The sequence below is a fragment of the Allomuricauda sp. MMSF_3307 genome, assembly GCF_030733585.1.
GTDB lineage: Bacteria > Bacteroidota > Bacteroidia > Flavobacteriales > Flavobacteriaceae > Flagellimonas.
In genome coordinates, this window is the sequence record NZ_JASHIQ010000005.1 from 344,265 (window position 1) to 358,630 (window position 14,366).

The 14,366-nt window shown below is 44.3% G+C and carries 9 protein-coding genes; 2 read left to right on the top strand and 7 right to left on the bottom strand.

The window, feature by feature from the left end:
- Window positions 1–8: 8 nt before the first annotated feature.
- The 3 genes from RBB12_RS13975 to RBB12_RS13985 all read right to left on the bottom strand — a co-directional run bounded on the left by RBB12_RS13975 (window position 9) and on the right by RBB12_RS13985 (window position 3,582).
- Entirely contained in the window at window positions 9–1,337 is a 1,329-nt protein-coding gene (locus tag RBB12_RS13975; RefSeq protein ID WP_306013842.1) for a (Fe-S)-binding protein, read from the bottom strand.
- Complete coding sequence (locus tag RBB12_RS13980) at window positions 1,337–2,323, bottom strand: MlaD family protein (protein WP_306013841.1); 987 nt, start codon at window positions 2,321–2,323, stop codon at window positions 1,337–1,339. The genes RBB12_RS13975 and RBB12_RS13980 overlap by 1 nt, the downstream gene beginning before the upstream one ends.
- Before the next feature lie 65 nt (window positions 2,324–2,388).
- Window positions 2,389–3,582 (bottom strand): N-acetylmuramoyl-L-alanine amidase, encoded by a 1,194-nt coding sequence (locus RBB12_RS13985; RefSeq protein ID WP_306013840.1) that lies wholly within the window; start codon window positions 3,580–3,582, stop codon window positions 2,389–2,391.
- A 128-nt stretch (window positions 3,583–3,710) separates the two neighbouring features.
- Here RBB12_RS13985 and RBB12_RS13990 point away from each other — a divergent pair, with 128 nt between their 5' ends.
- Window positions 3,711–6,395 (top strand): putative LPS assembly protein LptD, encoded by a 2,685-nt coding sequence (locus RBB12_RS13990; RefSeq protein WP_306013839.1) that lies wholly within the window; start codon window positions 3,711–3,713, stop codon window positions 6,393–6,395.
- 45 nt (window positions 6,396–6,440) lie between these two features.
- On the top strand, window positions 6,441–6,821 hold the full coding sequence (locus RBB12_RS13995; RefSeq protein WP_179384772.1) for a RidA family protein: 381 nt from the start codon (window positions 6,441–6,443) through the stop codon (window positions 6,819–6,821).
- Here the strand turns inward: RBB12_RS13995 and RBB12_RS14000 are convergent.
- From RBB12_RS14000 to RBB12_RS14015, 4 genes are all read right to left on the bottom strand, one after another.
- Window positions 6,814–7,665, bottom strand: a complete 852-nt coding sequence (locus RBB12_RS14000) for an N-acetylglucosamine kinase (RefSeq protein ID WP_179384771.1) — start codon at window positions 7,663–7,665, stop codon at window positions 6,814–6,816. The two genes, RBB12_RS13995 and RBB12_RS14000, sit on opposite strands and share 8 nt — an antisense overlap.
- A gap of 79 nt (window positions 7,666–7,744) precedes the next feature.
- The gene (gene gap / locus RBB12_RS14005; RefSeq protein WP_179384770.1) at window positions 7,745–8,746 is read right to left on the bottom strand and encodes a type I glyceraldehyde-3-phosphate dehydrogenase; all 1,002 of its coding nucleotides are present in this window, start codon (window positions 8,744–8,746) and stop codon (window positions 7,745–7,747) included.
- 22 nt (window positions 8,747–8,768) lie between these two features.
- Entirely contained in the window at window positions 8,769–9,755 is a 987-nt protein-coding gene (gene pfkA / locus RBB12_RS14010; RefSeq protein WP_293285702.1) for a 6-phosphofructokinase, read from the bottom strand.
- A 131-nt stretch (window positions 9,756–9,886) separates the two neighbouring features.
- Complete coding sequence (locus RBB12_RS14015; RefSeq protein WP_306013838.1) at window positions 9,887–14,353, bottom strand: translocation/assembly module TamB domain-containing protein; 4,467 nt, start codon at window positions 14,351–14,353, stop codon at window positions 9,887–9,889.
- Between the last annotated feature and the right edge of the window lie 13 nt (window positions 14,354–14,366).

Genomic DNA, 14,366 nt, shown 5'->3' on the forward strand with positions numbered 1-14,366 from the left:
TGCTTTTTTTATTCGTTTACCCAATTCAAACGGTCCATTTGATTGTAGGGCCATGGGGCTCCATTATTCTCGATATTGGACATCATATTGTTCAGTTCCATTGGAGCGGCGGACTGCTCCATTACCAAATACCTTCGCATTTCCACAATTATGGACAACGGATCTATGCTCACCGGGCATGCTTCCACACAGGCGTTGCAGGTGGTACAGGCCCAAAGTTCCTCACGGGTAATGTAATCGTCCAACAACTGTTTGCCGTCCGGAACAAACTCTCCCTTGTTGGCATCCATATTTTTGCCCACTTCCTCCAAACGGTCGCGGGTATCCATCATGATTTTTCGGGGCGACAGCTTTTTACCGGTCTGATTGGCCGGGCATTCGGAAGTACATCTACCACATTCGGTGCAGGTATATGCATTGAGCAATTGCACCCAATTGAGGTCCATCACATCGGAAGCCCCAAACTTTTCCGGTTCCTCGGTAGTGTCCTCTTCCGCAGGAGCCGCAAAGGGGTCCGCATCGGGATCCATCATTAATTTTACTTCCTTGGTAACGGATGCCAGGTTATTGAACTGCCCCTGTGGCTTGACCCTTCCATAATAGGTGTTGGGAAATGCCAAAAGGATATGTAAATGCTTTGAATAATAGAGGTAATTCAAAAATGCCAAGATGCCCAAAATATGTAGCCACCATGCCGTTCTTTCCACCAAAATCAATGAGGATTCTGAAAGTCCTTCCAGTAGCGGCAGCAAAAATTGGCTTACCGGGAAAGCTCCTGCCCTATTGTAGTGCTCCGCACCCATCTGCTGCAATTGAAAATCGGCAGCATTCATGGTAAGGAACAAAACCATCAATACCAATTCGATATACAGAATCAAGTTTCCATCGGTTTTGGGCCATCCCTTCATTTCCGGTTTGATGAAGCGTTGGATGCGGATGATGTTCCGTCGCACCCAAAAAACGATTACGGCCACGATCACCAAAAGTGCCAGAATTTCGAAGGAACCTATCAAAAAGTTGTACACAGAACCCAAAGGAGAGAACAGTCGATGTGTTCCCAGAAGTCCATCGAGGATAATTTCCAGTACCTCTATATTGATGATAATAAAGCCCACATAAACAATAACGTGCATGATACCTGCAATGGGCCTAACGACCATCTTGGTCTGCCCTAGGGCGATTCTTGCCATGTTTTTCAAGCGTTGTGCTTTGTTGTCGCTTACATCGACGTCCTTGCCCAGTTTAATGTTCCGGGTCAATTTTTTGACATTTCGAACAAAAAAACCAATGCCCGCGATCAGGGCCAGGGCAAATAAAATATTGGGCACGTATTCCATTAGTTATTTTCTTTTGGTTCGTTTGGATTCTCCTGTTCTGCGGGATCATCCGCCGGTAGTGTGTACTCTTTTTGCTTTTTGCCGAAAACGGAAACATTGACGTAACGTTTCGGGTTCAGTCTAAAGTCTTGTAAAAGCAAGTCCAATTCCCTGGAGGCTTCAGCCAGATTGTTGTACAGTGCATCATCCTTGTGCAATTTCCCCAAGGAGCCTTCACCTTCCTCTATCTTGGCCAAAATACCGTTCAGCTTGCTCACCGTGCCTTGAAACTCGGCCAAAGTTTTCCCTAAATCAGCATTGACCAACGAATCGGAGAGTTTGGAGAAATTGGAAGTGATATGGTTCACGTTCTTCAAAGAACTGTCCAACTGGGTTTTGTTGTTTTCGAGCAGTACATTTAGATTATCGGCACTGGTCTTAAAGGAACCCACCAATTGGTTCATGGAAACTATGGCCTCTTGAAGCTGTTTTTTAGTGGGGTCATCCAATATTTGGTTTACGTTCATCAGCAATGAATCGGCATTGGAGACCGCACCTTCCACTTTCATTTGAAGCGGTGTCAGTTTTTGCTGTACCAATTCGGTAAGGCCCGGTTTTATTTTTGATGGTAAGGTATCTCCCGATTGGGCTTTTGGGCCATCATCGAACACGGGAACAATCTGAAGGCCCTTTCCACCGATGATACCAGTATCAAACAGCTCAGCTATGCTGCTTTTGGAAAACTCGAACTTATTGGTTACCGTTAAGGTCACCAATAATTTTCCCGAGCTATCCTTAAAACGGATATCGGTCACATTGCCCACATTGAAACCATTGATAGACACTTGGGTGCCGGGCTGTAAACCACCTACATCATCGTAAACGGCATAAAACGTTTTATTGTTCTCAAAGAGTGGAGAGGATTTTAAGTAGCTAAGCCCAAACAAGAAGGCTACGATTCCAGCGACTACGATAATCCCAGTTTTGATTTCCCTGGATAGTTTCAAAAGATTCGGTTTATGATTTAAACAAAATTAGGAATAATTTTCTCAAGAGACCATTTGAAGCATCGCTACTTCAACGCGGCTGAAACTGGTACCCTTGCCCCATTCTTGTATGCCACGATGTACGATGTGGTATACCCTTTGGCATCGGCGTTTTTCTTCAACTGCTTGGCTTCTTCGTAGGTACTGGCATTACCGTACATATATCGATACATATTCTTATAAGGTTCCTTGGATAACTGGTCCAGACCGTTGAAGTTCTTGGCGTCCAACGGTATGGTTTTTCCACTGGCCATTAATTGAACCTTAAAGATTACCCCAGAACTTTCTACAGGTGCTTTGGTCTGTGGCTCTGTCTGTTTTGTTTTTTCTTCCGGTTGCTTTTCGGCAACAGTAGTAGGTTGTTCCGTTGTCTCCTTGGGAATATCCACCGCTACCGGGGTATCCTCCACCTTTGGATTCGCTGCTACTGGCGCCACTGCATAGCCCATTTCTTCTTTGTAGGCCAAGACCGCACTGGCAATCGCCGTTCCCATCTCGCTCTGCCCCTTTTTGGAGTTAAGGTAACTTCCTTCGTTTTTGTTGGATAAAAAGCCTACCTCTACCAATACACTGGGCATAAAGGTCTGGTGCAGTACAATAAAACCGGCCTGCTTTACTTTTCTGTCCTTACGTTTGAGCTTTACGGTAAAATTATCCTGAAGCTTTTTTCCCAACAGAATGCTCTGGTCCAAAAATTCCTCCTGCATAATGGTCAATCCAATCACGGATTCTGGGGAATTGATATCGTACTCCGCATATCGCTGCTCATAATCGTCCTCCAAGTAGATTACGGAGTTTTCCTTTTTGGCCACCTCAAAATTTTGTCGATTGGCATGCAACCCCAGCACATAAGTTTCCGCCCCGTAGGCATCCGAGTTATGGGCATTGCAATGGACGGATACAAATAAATCGGCATTCGCCTGATTGGCAATTTCGCCCCGCTCGAACAAATCGACAAAAGTATCGTCATCCCTCGTGTAAATGACTTTTATATCTGGGTGTTTTTTTAGCTCTTCCCCAATTTTCAAAACAATGGCCAGGGCAATTTCCTTTTCCAAATAGCCGTTCCCAATGTTTCCAGGATCGTGTCCGCCGTGACCAGCGTCCAAGACCACAATAAATTTATCTTTGGGCCTTACCTCGGTATCATTTTTGTGAAAAGAGGTCAAAGGAAAGACCAGCAAAAGAAATACTAAAAATGTCAACCGACTTTTATTCATAAGAACTGTGTAATTATAGTGTTCGCTATTGGTTAAAAATATCGTAATCACCAATAAGTAGAACAAAAAATATATGTAAGTTTGACCCCAAAACTGGGCCGACCTGTACAAAAATAGGATTTATCACGTTGCAACCAAATAAACATTTTTCACTTTTCCTATTTGTTCTTCTTTGTGGTATCGCTACCTTAAGTGCTCAGGAGGACCCTATTACGCCCTTGCCCATCAAGGCTGTGAAGGATACCATTTTCGCTCCTTTGTTGCCTCCGAACATCCTAAACGATTCCATTAGAACCGACACCACAAGTACAGATACCGTGCCAAAAAAACAGCCTTTGTTGTTGGACAAAATCAAATATAAGGCCAAGGATTACGTCAAGCTCAGTCAAAAGGACAACAAAATTTACTTGTACGACGAAGCGGAAATCTACTATCAGGATACGGAACTGAAGGCTGGCGTTATCGTTATGGATTACGTAAAAAATGAAGTCTATGCCGGCCGTATGAAGGATTCCTTGGGCAACTACACCCAACTTCCCTTTTTTAAGCAGGGCGACAATGAGGTGCGACCGGATTCCATCCGTTTTAATTTTGACACCCAAAAAGCACTGATATGGAATTCGAGGACGGAGCAACAGGCCGGTTTGGGGCAACTGGGGAGCGACGCCATGAAGGTGTATGCCGAAAAGACCAAAAAAGAGAACGACTCGGTCTACTTTTTGAACGAGGGTAAACTGACCACCTCCAACGATACGGTGAACCCCGATTACTACATCCGTGTACGGAAGGCCAAATTTGTACCCAAAAAGAAAATCATTGCCGGGTACAGCAATATGTACATTGTAGACGTACCCACGCCCATTGCCATGCCGTTTGCCTATTTCCCGTTGACCACGGGCAGGGTGGCCGGTATCCTGTTCCCTACCTTTGGTAACGATCCCAGAAGGGGGTATTTTATTCAGAACGGAGGGTACTATCTTCCTATCAGCGATTATTTAGATCTCAGTATTACGGGGGATTACTATACCAACGGGAGTTACGGGTTTCAGGGAAGGTCCGTTTACACCAAACGTTACAAATACAGCGGTAATATCAATATCAGTTATGAAAATTTGGTGACCAGCCAAAGAGGTTTTGATGATTACAGTCGAACGAGCAACTATAACATTCGGATTTCGCATTCGCAGGATACCAAGGCAAGTCCCAATTCCCGCTTTTCGGCCTCGGTGAATCTGGGCTCCAGTCAGTTCTTTACCAACTCCTTGAACCAGGTAAACCGGAACAATACACAGACCAACACCTTCGCCTCCTCCATAAGTTATTCCAAGACGTTTCCCGAATACCCTTCGGTGAATACCAGTATTACGCTCAGTCATACACAAAACTCACGTACGCAGACCATCAACATGTCCTTGCCCACATTCCAAGCAAGCATGGAGCGTATTTTTCCCTTTGCCAAACGTGATGAACCCAAAAAGGGTGTTTTCCAAAATATCAACTTTCAGTACGATGTAAACGCCCAAAATAGCATCACCACTACGGAAGAGGAATTTTTTAAAAGTGGTATGTTCGATGATGCGCGAGTGGGTGCGAGACATCGAATCCCCATAGCGACCAACTTTAAATTGGCCAAGTACCTCAGCGTTAGTTTAAGCGGAAACTATGAAGATGTGTGGGCCCTGGAAACCATCCGACGCGAGTTTGATGAAGAATCCGGACTTGTGGTTACCGATACCATTCCAGGTTTTGACAGATTCAACCGTTATAGTTTGGGTACCAGTATCGGTACTACCCTATATGGAACTTGGAATTTTGGGGAAGATAAAAAAGTGCAGGCCTTGCGCCACGTAATGCGACCTTCCATCAGCTATGGGTATACACCCTCCTTTGAACAATTTTATGAATCCTACACCAACGGGGACGGCGAAGAGGTACAATACACCCCATTTGAAACCAGTCTTTATGGCCGGCCATCATTGAACAGGGGTAGTTCCATTAGCTTTTCGCTCCAGAATTCGCTCGAAGCTAAGGTTCGGGACAAAGATTCCACGGCAACGGAGCCCAGAAAGGTGAAGATTTTGAGCAACCTCACCTTCAACGCCAGTTATAATTTGGAAGCGGATTCCCTTAAACTAAGTCCTATCAGTATGAGCGGGGCAACGGAAATTATTAAAAACGTCCCCATCAACTTTGCCGCTACTTTTGATCCCTATGCCATTGACAATAACGGTAGACGCATCAACACCTTGAACATCAATAATGGAGGGGGGATTGCACGTTTGACCAGTGCACGGATTAATACCAGTTTCTCCTTGAATAGCGAAATGTTCCAAAAAGGCGGCGTCAAGGAAAAGAGTGATGAGGAAAAACAGTCGGATTTTAGTGAAAATCCATTCGCCATTGATGATGTACGTGGAGAACAATCCCAATTTAATCGTGGTAGAGGCAATAGGGGCAACGACCCCAACCAAGAGCAGCCTTTGTACAATAACAAATTACCGTGGGATGCGCGCTTTACCTATGTGGCCTCCTACAACAACAATAACCGCCAGAACGAAATTACCAATCACTCCATCATGTTTTCCGGGAGCATTTCGTTGACCCCAAAATGGGAAGTCGGGTTCAATTCTGGTTATGACTTGAAGAACAAAGGATTCGCCGATACCCGTTTCGCTTTTAAACGGGATCTGGGCAGTTTTAACCTTAGTTTCGACTGGACTCCGTTTGGGAGGTTTGAGCGATGGTATTTCTTTATTGGCATAAAGAGTTCCCTGTTGAAAGACATCAAGTGGGAAAACAGAAGTCAGCCTTGATCGTACCACTTTATTTTTTACCTTCACTTGCATAAATTCCAATGCATGAAAAAAATCATACAGACCACAAAAGCACCGGCTCCAATCGGGCCTTACAACCAAGCCGTACTCATAAAGGATACACTTTACATTTCCGGTCAAATTCCGATTGACCCGGCTACGGGCGAGTTGGTAGAGGGGGACATCCAAAAGGAGACGCGCCAATCCATGGAAAACCTAAAAGCGATACTCGAGGAAGCCGGAATGACCTTTGAGCATGTGATCAAGTCCTCGATTTTTATCAAGGATATGAACCAGTTTGCACAAATCAATGAGGTATACGGAAGCTATTTTGACGAAGCCACTGCTCCCGCAAGGGAAACTGTGGAAGTTGCCAATCTTCCGAAATTCGTGAATGTGGAGATATCAATGATTGCCGTTAAATAGTCTCTCTGTGGAATTCCACCAGACCTTCAATGGGTCTACGGCGGATTACGCCCAAAATCAAATCATTGCGCTCAATACAAGCCGTTAACTCGTCACGCAAAAAGTGGGCGATGCTTCCTACGAAGCTTACAGGCACTTTGGTGGCCAGTTCGTATTGCATAATGTAGTTGTTCACGAACTGCTGCAATCCTTTTTCGATGACGCCTTTGCAATACGGATGCTCCTTGTTTTCAATAATGAAACGGGCAAAAGTGGCCAAATAGGTATTAGGGTTGGGCTGTTTGTAAAGGTGTTCCTTGATAACATCTGCATCCAAATCGTATTCCTTGGCAAATTTCATCCCAAGGTCCTGGGGCATTTTATGGAAATAATAATCCCGGATCAATTTTCGTCCAAAGAAGTTACCGCTACCATCATCCATTAAAATATACCCTAATGAGGTAACTTTTTGGATGAGTTGATGACCATCGTAATAGCTGCAATTGGAACCTGTTCCCAAAATGCAAACGATGCCCTGCCTCCCAATCTTGGTGGTGGAATAAATGGCCGCATAGGTGTCTTCCCTCACCTCAGCTTTGGCATTGGGAAAGAAATCCTTAAAGATGGCCTTTAAAAAATTCTTCATCCTATCGGTACCGCATCCAGCACCATAGAAATACAACTGACGTACTTTTTCCTTGTTCTTGGAAAGCTCAAAATTATTCGCCAACCTATCCTCGATGACCTCTTTGGTCAGCACTTCTGGGCTAAGGCCCAAAGTTTGGGTCACAAATAACTGCTCCCCTTTTTCGTCGAGGGCAATCCAATCCGATTTGGTGGCACCACTATCCACAATCAAAATCATACGTCGAGATTTTTATAGTAAAATCCTGAAGAGGAGGGTATCCTCTTCAGGACAAAATGATAATACTTAAGGTAATTTATTAAAGACTTGCTGCGTGCAAGGCCAAGTCGACCAATTTATTGGAGTAACCAGTTTCGTTATCATACCAAGAAACCACTTTGAAGAACTTGGAGTTCAACTCGATTCCAGCATCTGCATCAAAAATGGAAGTTCTCACATCGCCCACAAAATCTTGGGATACCACCAACTCATCGGTGTAGCCCAAAATACCGGACAATTCTCCTTCGGCAGCCGTTTTCATCGCTTTTTTGATTTCCTCATAGGAAGTTTCCTTGGCCAAACGCACGGTCAAATCCACCACAGATACATCAGCAGTAGGTACTCTAAATGCCATACCCGTCAATTTGCCTTCCAACGATGGAATTACCTTCGTTACAGCTTTGGCAGCTCCTGTAGCAGCAGGGATAATGTTCAAAAGGGCACTTCTACCCCCTCTATAATCCTTTTTGGAAGGACCATCCACAGTCAACTGGGTAGCTGTTGTCGCGTGAACTGTTGTCATCAAACCTTCATCGATACCAAAGGCATCATCCAATACCTTGGCGATAGGTGCCAAACAGTTGGTGGTACAAGAAGCGTTGGAGATTATCGTATCCGTAGCTTTAACATCTTTGTGGTTTACTCCCATTACAAACATGGGCGCATCCTTGGACGGAGCAGAAATCACTACTTTTTTGGCACCGCCATCTATGTGGCTTTGCGCCATATCCAAAGTGGTGAAAATACCTGTACATTCCGCTACGATTTCCGCACCGGCTTCGTCCCATTTCAAGTTTTTAGGGTCGCGCTCGGCAGTTACCCTGATTTTTTTTCCGTTTACGATCAAGTTACCATCCTTCACTTCGATGGTACCATCGAATCTTCCGTGTACCGAATCATATTCCAAAAGATATGCAAGGTGTTCTACGTCCAACAAGTCGTTGATGGCAACAACATCCACGTTGTCCCTGTTCACGGTGGCCCTAAAGACCAACCTTCCAATTCTACCGAATCCGTTAATTCCTATTTTCAAATTTGACATGTTTACTTTTTTAGTGTTTACATTAAGTTGTCATTATATCGGAAACTCTGATGAGTTCTTCGTCAATTTCTGTGTGTGCCTTGATGGCTTCGGCCAAGGGTGTCAGCACCAATTTGGTATCCCTGATACCGACCATAAGGTTTGATTTTCCTTCCAAGAGACTTTCCACGGCCTTTACGCCCATTCTACTGGCCAATACCCTATCAAAACAGGTTGGGTTCCCACCTCGTTGCATGTGCCCCAGCACGGACACTCTTACATCGTAAATAGGCAAGTGCTGCTCCACATATTCCTTTAGTTCAAAGACATTTTTACCGATCTTATCCCCTTCGGCAACAATTACGATACTGGATGATTTCCCTGAGGCTTTGCTTCGTTTTAGGGAATCCAAAAGTCGCTCCAGACCCAAGTTTTGCTCTGGTATCAATATTTCCTCGGCACCGGCCCCTACTCCTGCATTAAGTGCAATATGGCCCACATCCCTTCCCATAACCTCAACAAAAAAGAGGCGGTTGTGGGAACTGGCCGTATCACGTATTTTATCTATAACATCAACCACTGTGTTGATGGCGGTATCGAAACCTATGGTAAAGGACGACCCCAGAATATCATTGTCGATGGTTCCGGGAATTCCTATCACTGGAAAATTATATTCCTCTGTAAACAGCAAGGCCCCCGTGAAACTTCCATTTCCTCCGATTACCACGAAGGCTTGGATGCCTTCCTTGGTCAATTGGTCGTAAGCCTTTTTTCTTCCTTCCTTCGTTCTAAATTCGTCGCAACGGGCAGACTTTAGAATGGTACCTCCCTTATTAATGATGTTATTCACACTACGGGCATCCAAGGTCTTAAAATCACCTTCGATCATTCCTTGGTAACCTCTGTAAATCCCCACACATTCGATGTTCAAATATGCACAGGTACGGACAACGGAACGAATGGCGGCATTCATTCCAGGAGAGTCTCCGCCAGACGTAAAAACGCCTATTTTTTTAATTTCTGAAGCCATTCAAATTTTTAAGAGGTCAAAGCTAGGAAACTTTATCCAAATTTGGAATGTCTTGATAATTTATTTGATTTGAAAGACTTTCTCAAACGTTTTCGTAAAAAATTAATACAAAAACACTTAAAAATATAAAATTAATGGATGGAATTGGGAAGGTTAACGGGCTTTTCGGAAAAACGAATCAAACTGTCCTTTCCCATCACCTGTCCTGGCGGATTCAAGGCTTCTGGAAGATCTTTTTCTTCGGATGGATTTTCCCTTTTGTTGAACACCTTCTGCATAAGCTCCCTAAAACTGTCAAAATCTACCTGATAGGACAAACCTACGCCCTGGGTGTACCCTTGCCGTTCCGCCAAGAACTGCTGTATTTGGTTCTCTCTGTTGAAGATTTTCGCACTCAGTGTCCCTTCATCGTTCAGCAATATCTGGACTTCCACATCACCGGCGACCACGGTTTCCGATACACCTCCTACCGGCACCCCTACCCTTCCGTTGACCAAGATACGGTCCGAAAGCTGGGTAGACACGGTCACCCCTATCCTATCTTCTGTTGCAATATCGGCATTGGGATCGTTATAGCCCTGCTCATACGAAACCCCAAAGTTGAGCTTGTCGTTGTTGCCCGCCAAAATCTGATTGAAAAGTCCAGAAGCGGTTTGTATCAGGTTTCCGGTTACGGCCTGTTGGTTAATCCCCCCAGATTGTGGATTTACGAAAGTGCCCTGCGCCAATAGGAAGAAGGCATTACGTTCCAAGATGGTGGGATCTTGCAATCGGTATTCCAATTCGGACTGTACCACCGAATTGGTCCCCGGAAATTCTATCCCAAAATTGATATTGGGACTTTCCAATTCACCATCCAACCGTACGACCACCTCTGTGGGAATCCTACCTGTGAAACCTGCATTGTCCAAAAGGGGAGCCGGATTGGCATTGAGGGAATACACTGCTTCCAGATTCAACTGAGCCGCCAAAGGGTCTTGCTCCCACAAGATGCTGCCACCAGGACGCACCTTGAACTTTTTATCGATGACACCACCGTATTTAAAATTGTATTCCCCAGACACCACAACAAAATCACCGTACATATTGAATTTACCATTGGTGTTGATTTCGATCAACAAAATACCTTCCCCGGTTCCCTTTAGGGAACTCCCTGTAGTTTGATCTACCACGATCTCCACTTCAGCCTCTGGGGTAACGGCAAGATCAAAAGCCATTTCAAGTCCTTGGTATTCTTCCAAGACCCTTTCCTCCTCAAATGAACTGTTCTCCCCTTTTTCCAAAAAGTTGATGAAGGAGTAGTCGCCAACGCTGGTCACATCGCTCAAAGGTATTTTAAGCGAGGTTCCGGCGGCCGTAGTAGCATCTACCGAAATGGTCATGGCATCCACTGGACCGTAAATACTTCCACTACCATTAATAAACCCTGTGCCGTAATACAAGGATTCCTCATCGTACTCGGTATTTAAGATCATAAAGCGATCATTGTTGGTATCCACATCCAAACCGAGATACCAATCGTCAAATCCGGTATGGCTAATGGTTCCATCCAAAGTAGCCGTGGTCTTTTCCTTTACATCCGAGAGTTGTACGTTTTCAAAATAAAAGGTCTGGTCAAACAACCGTACTTGGGAGTAGGGTGCAAAATTGTAGTCCACATTAAGGTATGGGATACCGATTCCAGCATCGTTCAATTGCAGCAGACCGTTAATGGATGGATTTTCAACATTCCCCGTGATAGTGGCATCGCCGGTCACCCTTCCCCTAATATTGGATATGATATCTTCCCCTAATGGGTTAAAAGGTTCCAATGCAAAGTCGGTAAAATTGGCCTTGAGGTCCAGCTCCTGTACATTATTGATGTTGGTCACCTTTCCGTTAACGTTCATGAGTTCTTTGCCGTTATCGTTGAGCCATGTACTGACTCCAAATTCGGTAAGGTCGTTATTCCCGTAAATACCGACCTCCAGATCACCTAGGCGTATGTCGTTTACGCTAAAGCTTTCAATTTTTAGGCTGGAGGTGGGCAGATAGTTGCCATCTTTTTGAAGGATATTCAGAAAACCATCCACCTTTCCGTTCATTTTCAAACTGTCAATGGCCGGTGTAACCTTGTCCAGGGACACCAATTTAAATTGCAGGTTCAAATCCTTATAAGTGGAATCGGCAAACTCCCCCCTAAGTCGTATCTGTTCCTCATTATTGTTGTCCATCACTACGTCCTCTATCCGGATACTGTCCAAAGCACTATTAAAAATGACCTTGTTTTTACTGTTCCCATCCTTATTGAGCACCCATGTATTGCCCTTGAAGCTGACATCCGATTTTTTGAGACCGATCACCGATCGGTTATTTTCATTAAAGGTGTGGTAGAAATTCAGGTTATAGCTATCGTTGTATTCACTCCCACCCTTGAACTCTGTTCTAAAGAACAGGGTATCCTTCAAGGTGGTATTGATCAAGCTAAAATCCTTGATATCGTAATACACGGTGGACATGTCCTCCACGGAAACGAAGGTATTGAACAAGGGGTTCTTATTGTCGATTTTGAGCTCAATATTATCAAAAGCGTTCCCAAAAGCCTCGATACTTGGGGATTTAAAGGTGAGCTTAAAATCGCTTTGGTCGGCCTGAATGGATCCCCGAATAAATGTATTGGGGTCAAAAGTAAGCTCAGGTACGAATACGTCCACAATTTTGTTATAGATCTTAAAATTGAAATCCACATATTGACCTCCTGAGATTTTGAAAGGTTGATAATTGGTGTAGATGCTTCCGATAGAGTTCTGCACCAATTGCCCCAATTCCTTCACCTTAAAATTGCCCCGCATATAGCCTGTAATGATATCGGGGGAATTGATCTCTATGGTACGAATGGTATCCCGGTCAAAAGTGGAGGTTACGTTGAAATCCTCAAAATAATAGGTGTCGTTTGCATTTTGATACGTGGTGTTGGTGAACTGGAGCTGACCTGCCATATCATCCAAATTGTTCCCTTCAATATCCATATCCACATGCCCTTTGAAGATGGAGATGCTGTCGTTGATAAAATTGAGCTCCTTTAAATCGGCGTAGTCCACCGCTGCCACAAAATTGAACTTGTTCTCCCGCTGCCCAAAATTGGCCAATCCTTGGAAGTCAAATCGGAAATTTTCATCATTGCACAACAGGACACCATCGAACAATTGGTTTCTCAAAATACCCGTGACCTTTATTTTGTTGTACTCGTAGTTATTGAACTCAAATTTGTAGACGTCACCCGACACCTCAGTATTCAAACTTTCGGCAACAAACCCCTTTCCTTCCACGTTCATATCCATGGAGGCCAGTCCCAGATTATCATTGTCTATAAATTCCCCAAGATTAAAATCGATCAAGGAAATAAAACCGATGTAGGAGGCGTCCTCAATCTTCTGCACATTGGTCATCTGTAGATCTACGTAGCTACTGCCCACGGCAGTGTTCAGGTTTACGGTCACATCAATGGAGGTTTCGGTGATCTCCGTTTCACCCCTTACCGTAAATTGTCCCAGTTTTTGTACAGACTCTGGGATGTTCCTTCCCAAAATTTGTGGCAGAATGCTACGCAATTGATAATAACTTGAGGTAAGATTGTCAATATCCCCGCGCAACACAAATGGTGCCTGCTCGCTAAAGATATTGTCGAACCTAAAATCGCCACGAATACCTGTGTTGTCGGTAAAAAGAAACAGGTCGTCTACCTGCAATTGGTTGAGCACTCCACTGAAGTTACCGGTAAAGTTTACGATCTTATCCTGTCCAAATTCATCAAAAAAGGCATTGACTTCATTGAGTGCTACCTTGGAATCCGTAAAATTGGCGTCGATATTGACGAGGTCAACAAAGTTGGCCAAATCTTCACGATTGTAGTTGAACACCAAATTGCCCTGCAGCTCGGATTGTTCCGTATTGATAAAAAGGGAATCAAAACGCATCTGCTCCTTGGTGTACGCAAAATCAGCAGCGAAATTTTTCAAACGGATGCCCCGTTTGGCCAACGTGGATAGGTCATTGATCTTCAGGGACACATCGGGGCCCAAAATTTGAAAATCGGACGCTGTAATCTCTATCTCGGAAAAGTTCAGCGTTTCCGGCTTCTCCAGATTTTCATCGATCAAACGGAACTTGCCGTTATGGATCTGTATTTCATCCGAGGACATAAAAAAGGGCGGTGTTCCGGGGTCGCGTGGTTTTCCATCATCCAATTTATCCACAAAAACATCCAAATTGGTATCGCTTTCCCCTTCGTAAGTCTTCAGGTTGAACACGAGGCCGTCCAATTCCATTTCTCCAAACTCCATTTTGTTGTTGGCCATATTTCGAAGGTTCAAAATGGAGGTAGAAACCTTGTGGATATAGATCAAGGTGTCCTTTTTGTAATCCTCCACATAAACACCCTTAAGTCCGGCGTTAAGATTAAAAAGTGAAATGCTTACCCGTTCGATTTGAATGTTGGTGCCGAAGGATTCGTTCAGCGAATCCGTCGCATATTTTCCCAGTCTTGTCTGTACTGCCGGCAATGAAAGAATCAATGAAGCCAACACCAACAGCAAGACAATGGCCAAAAGGAAGCGCAACAGTATTTTTCGA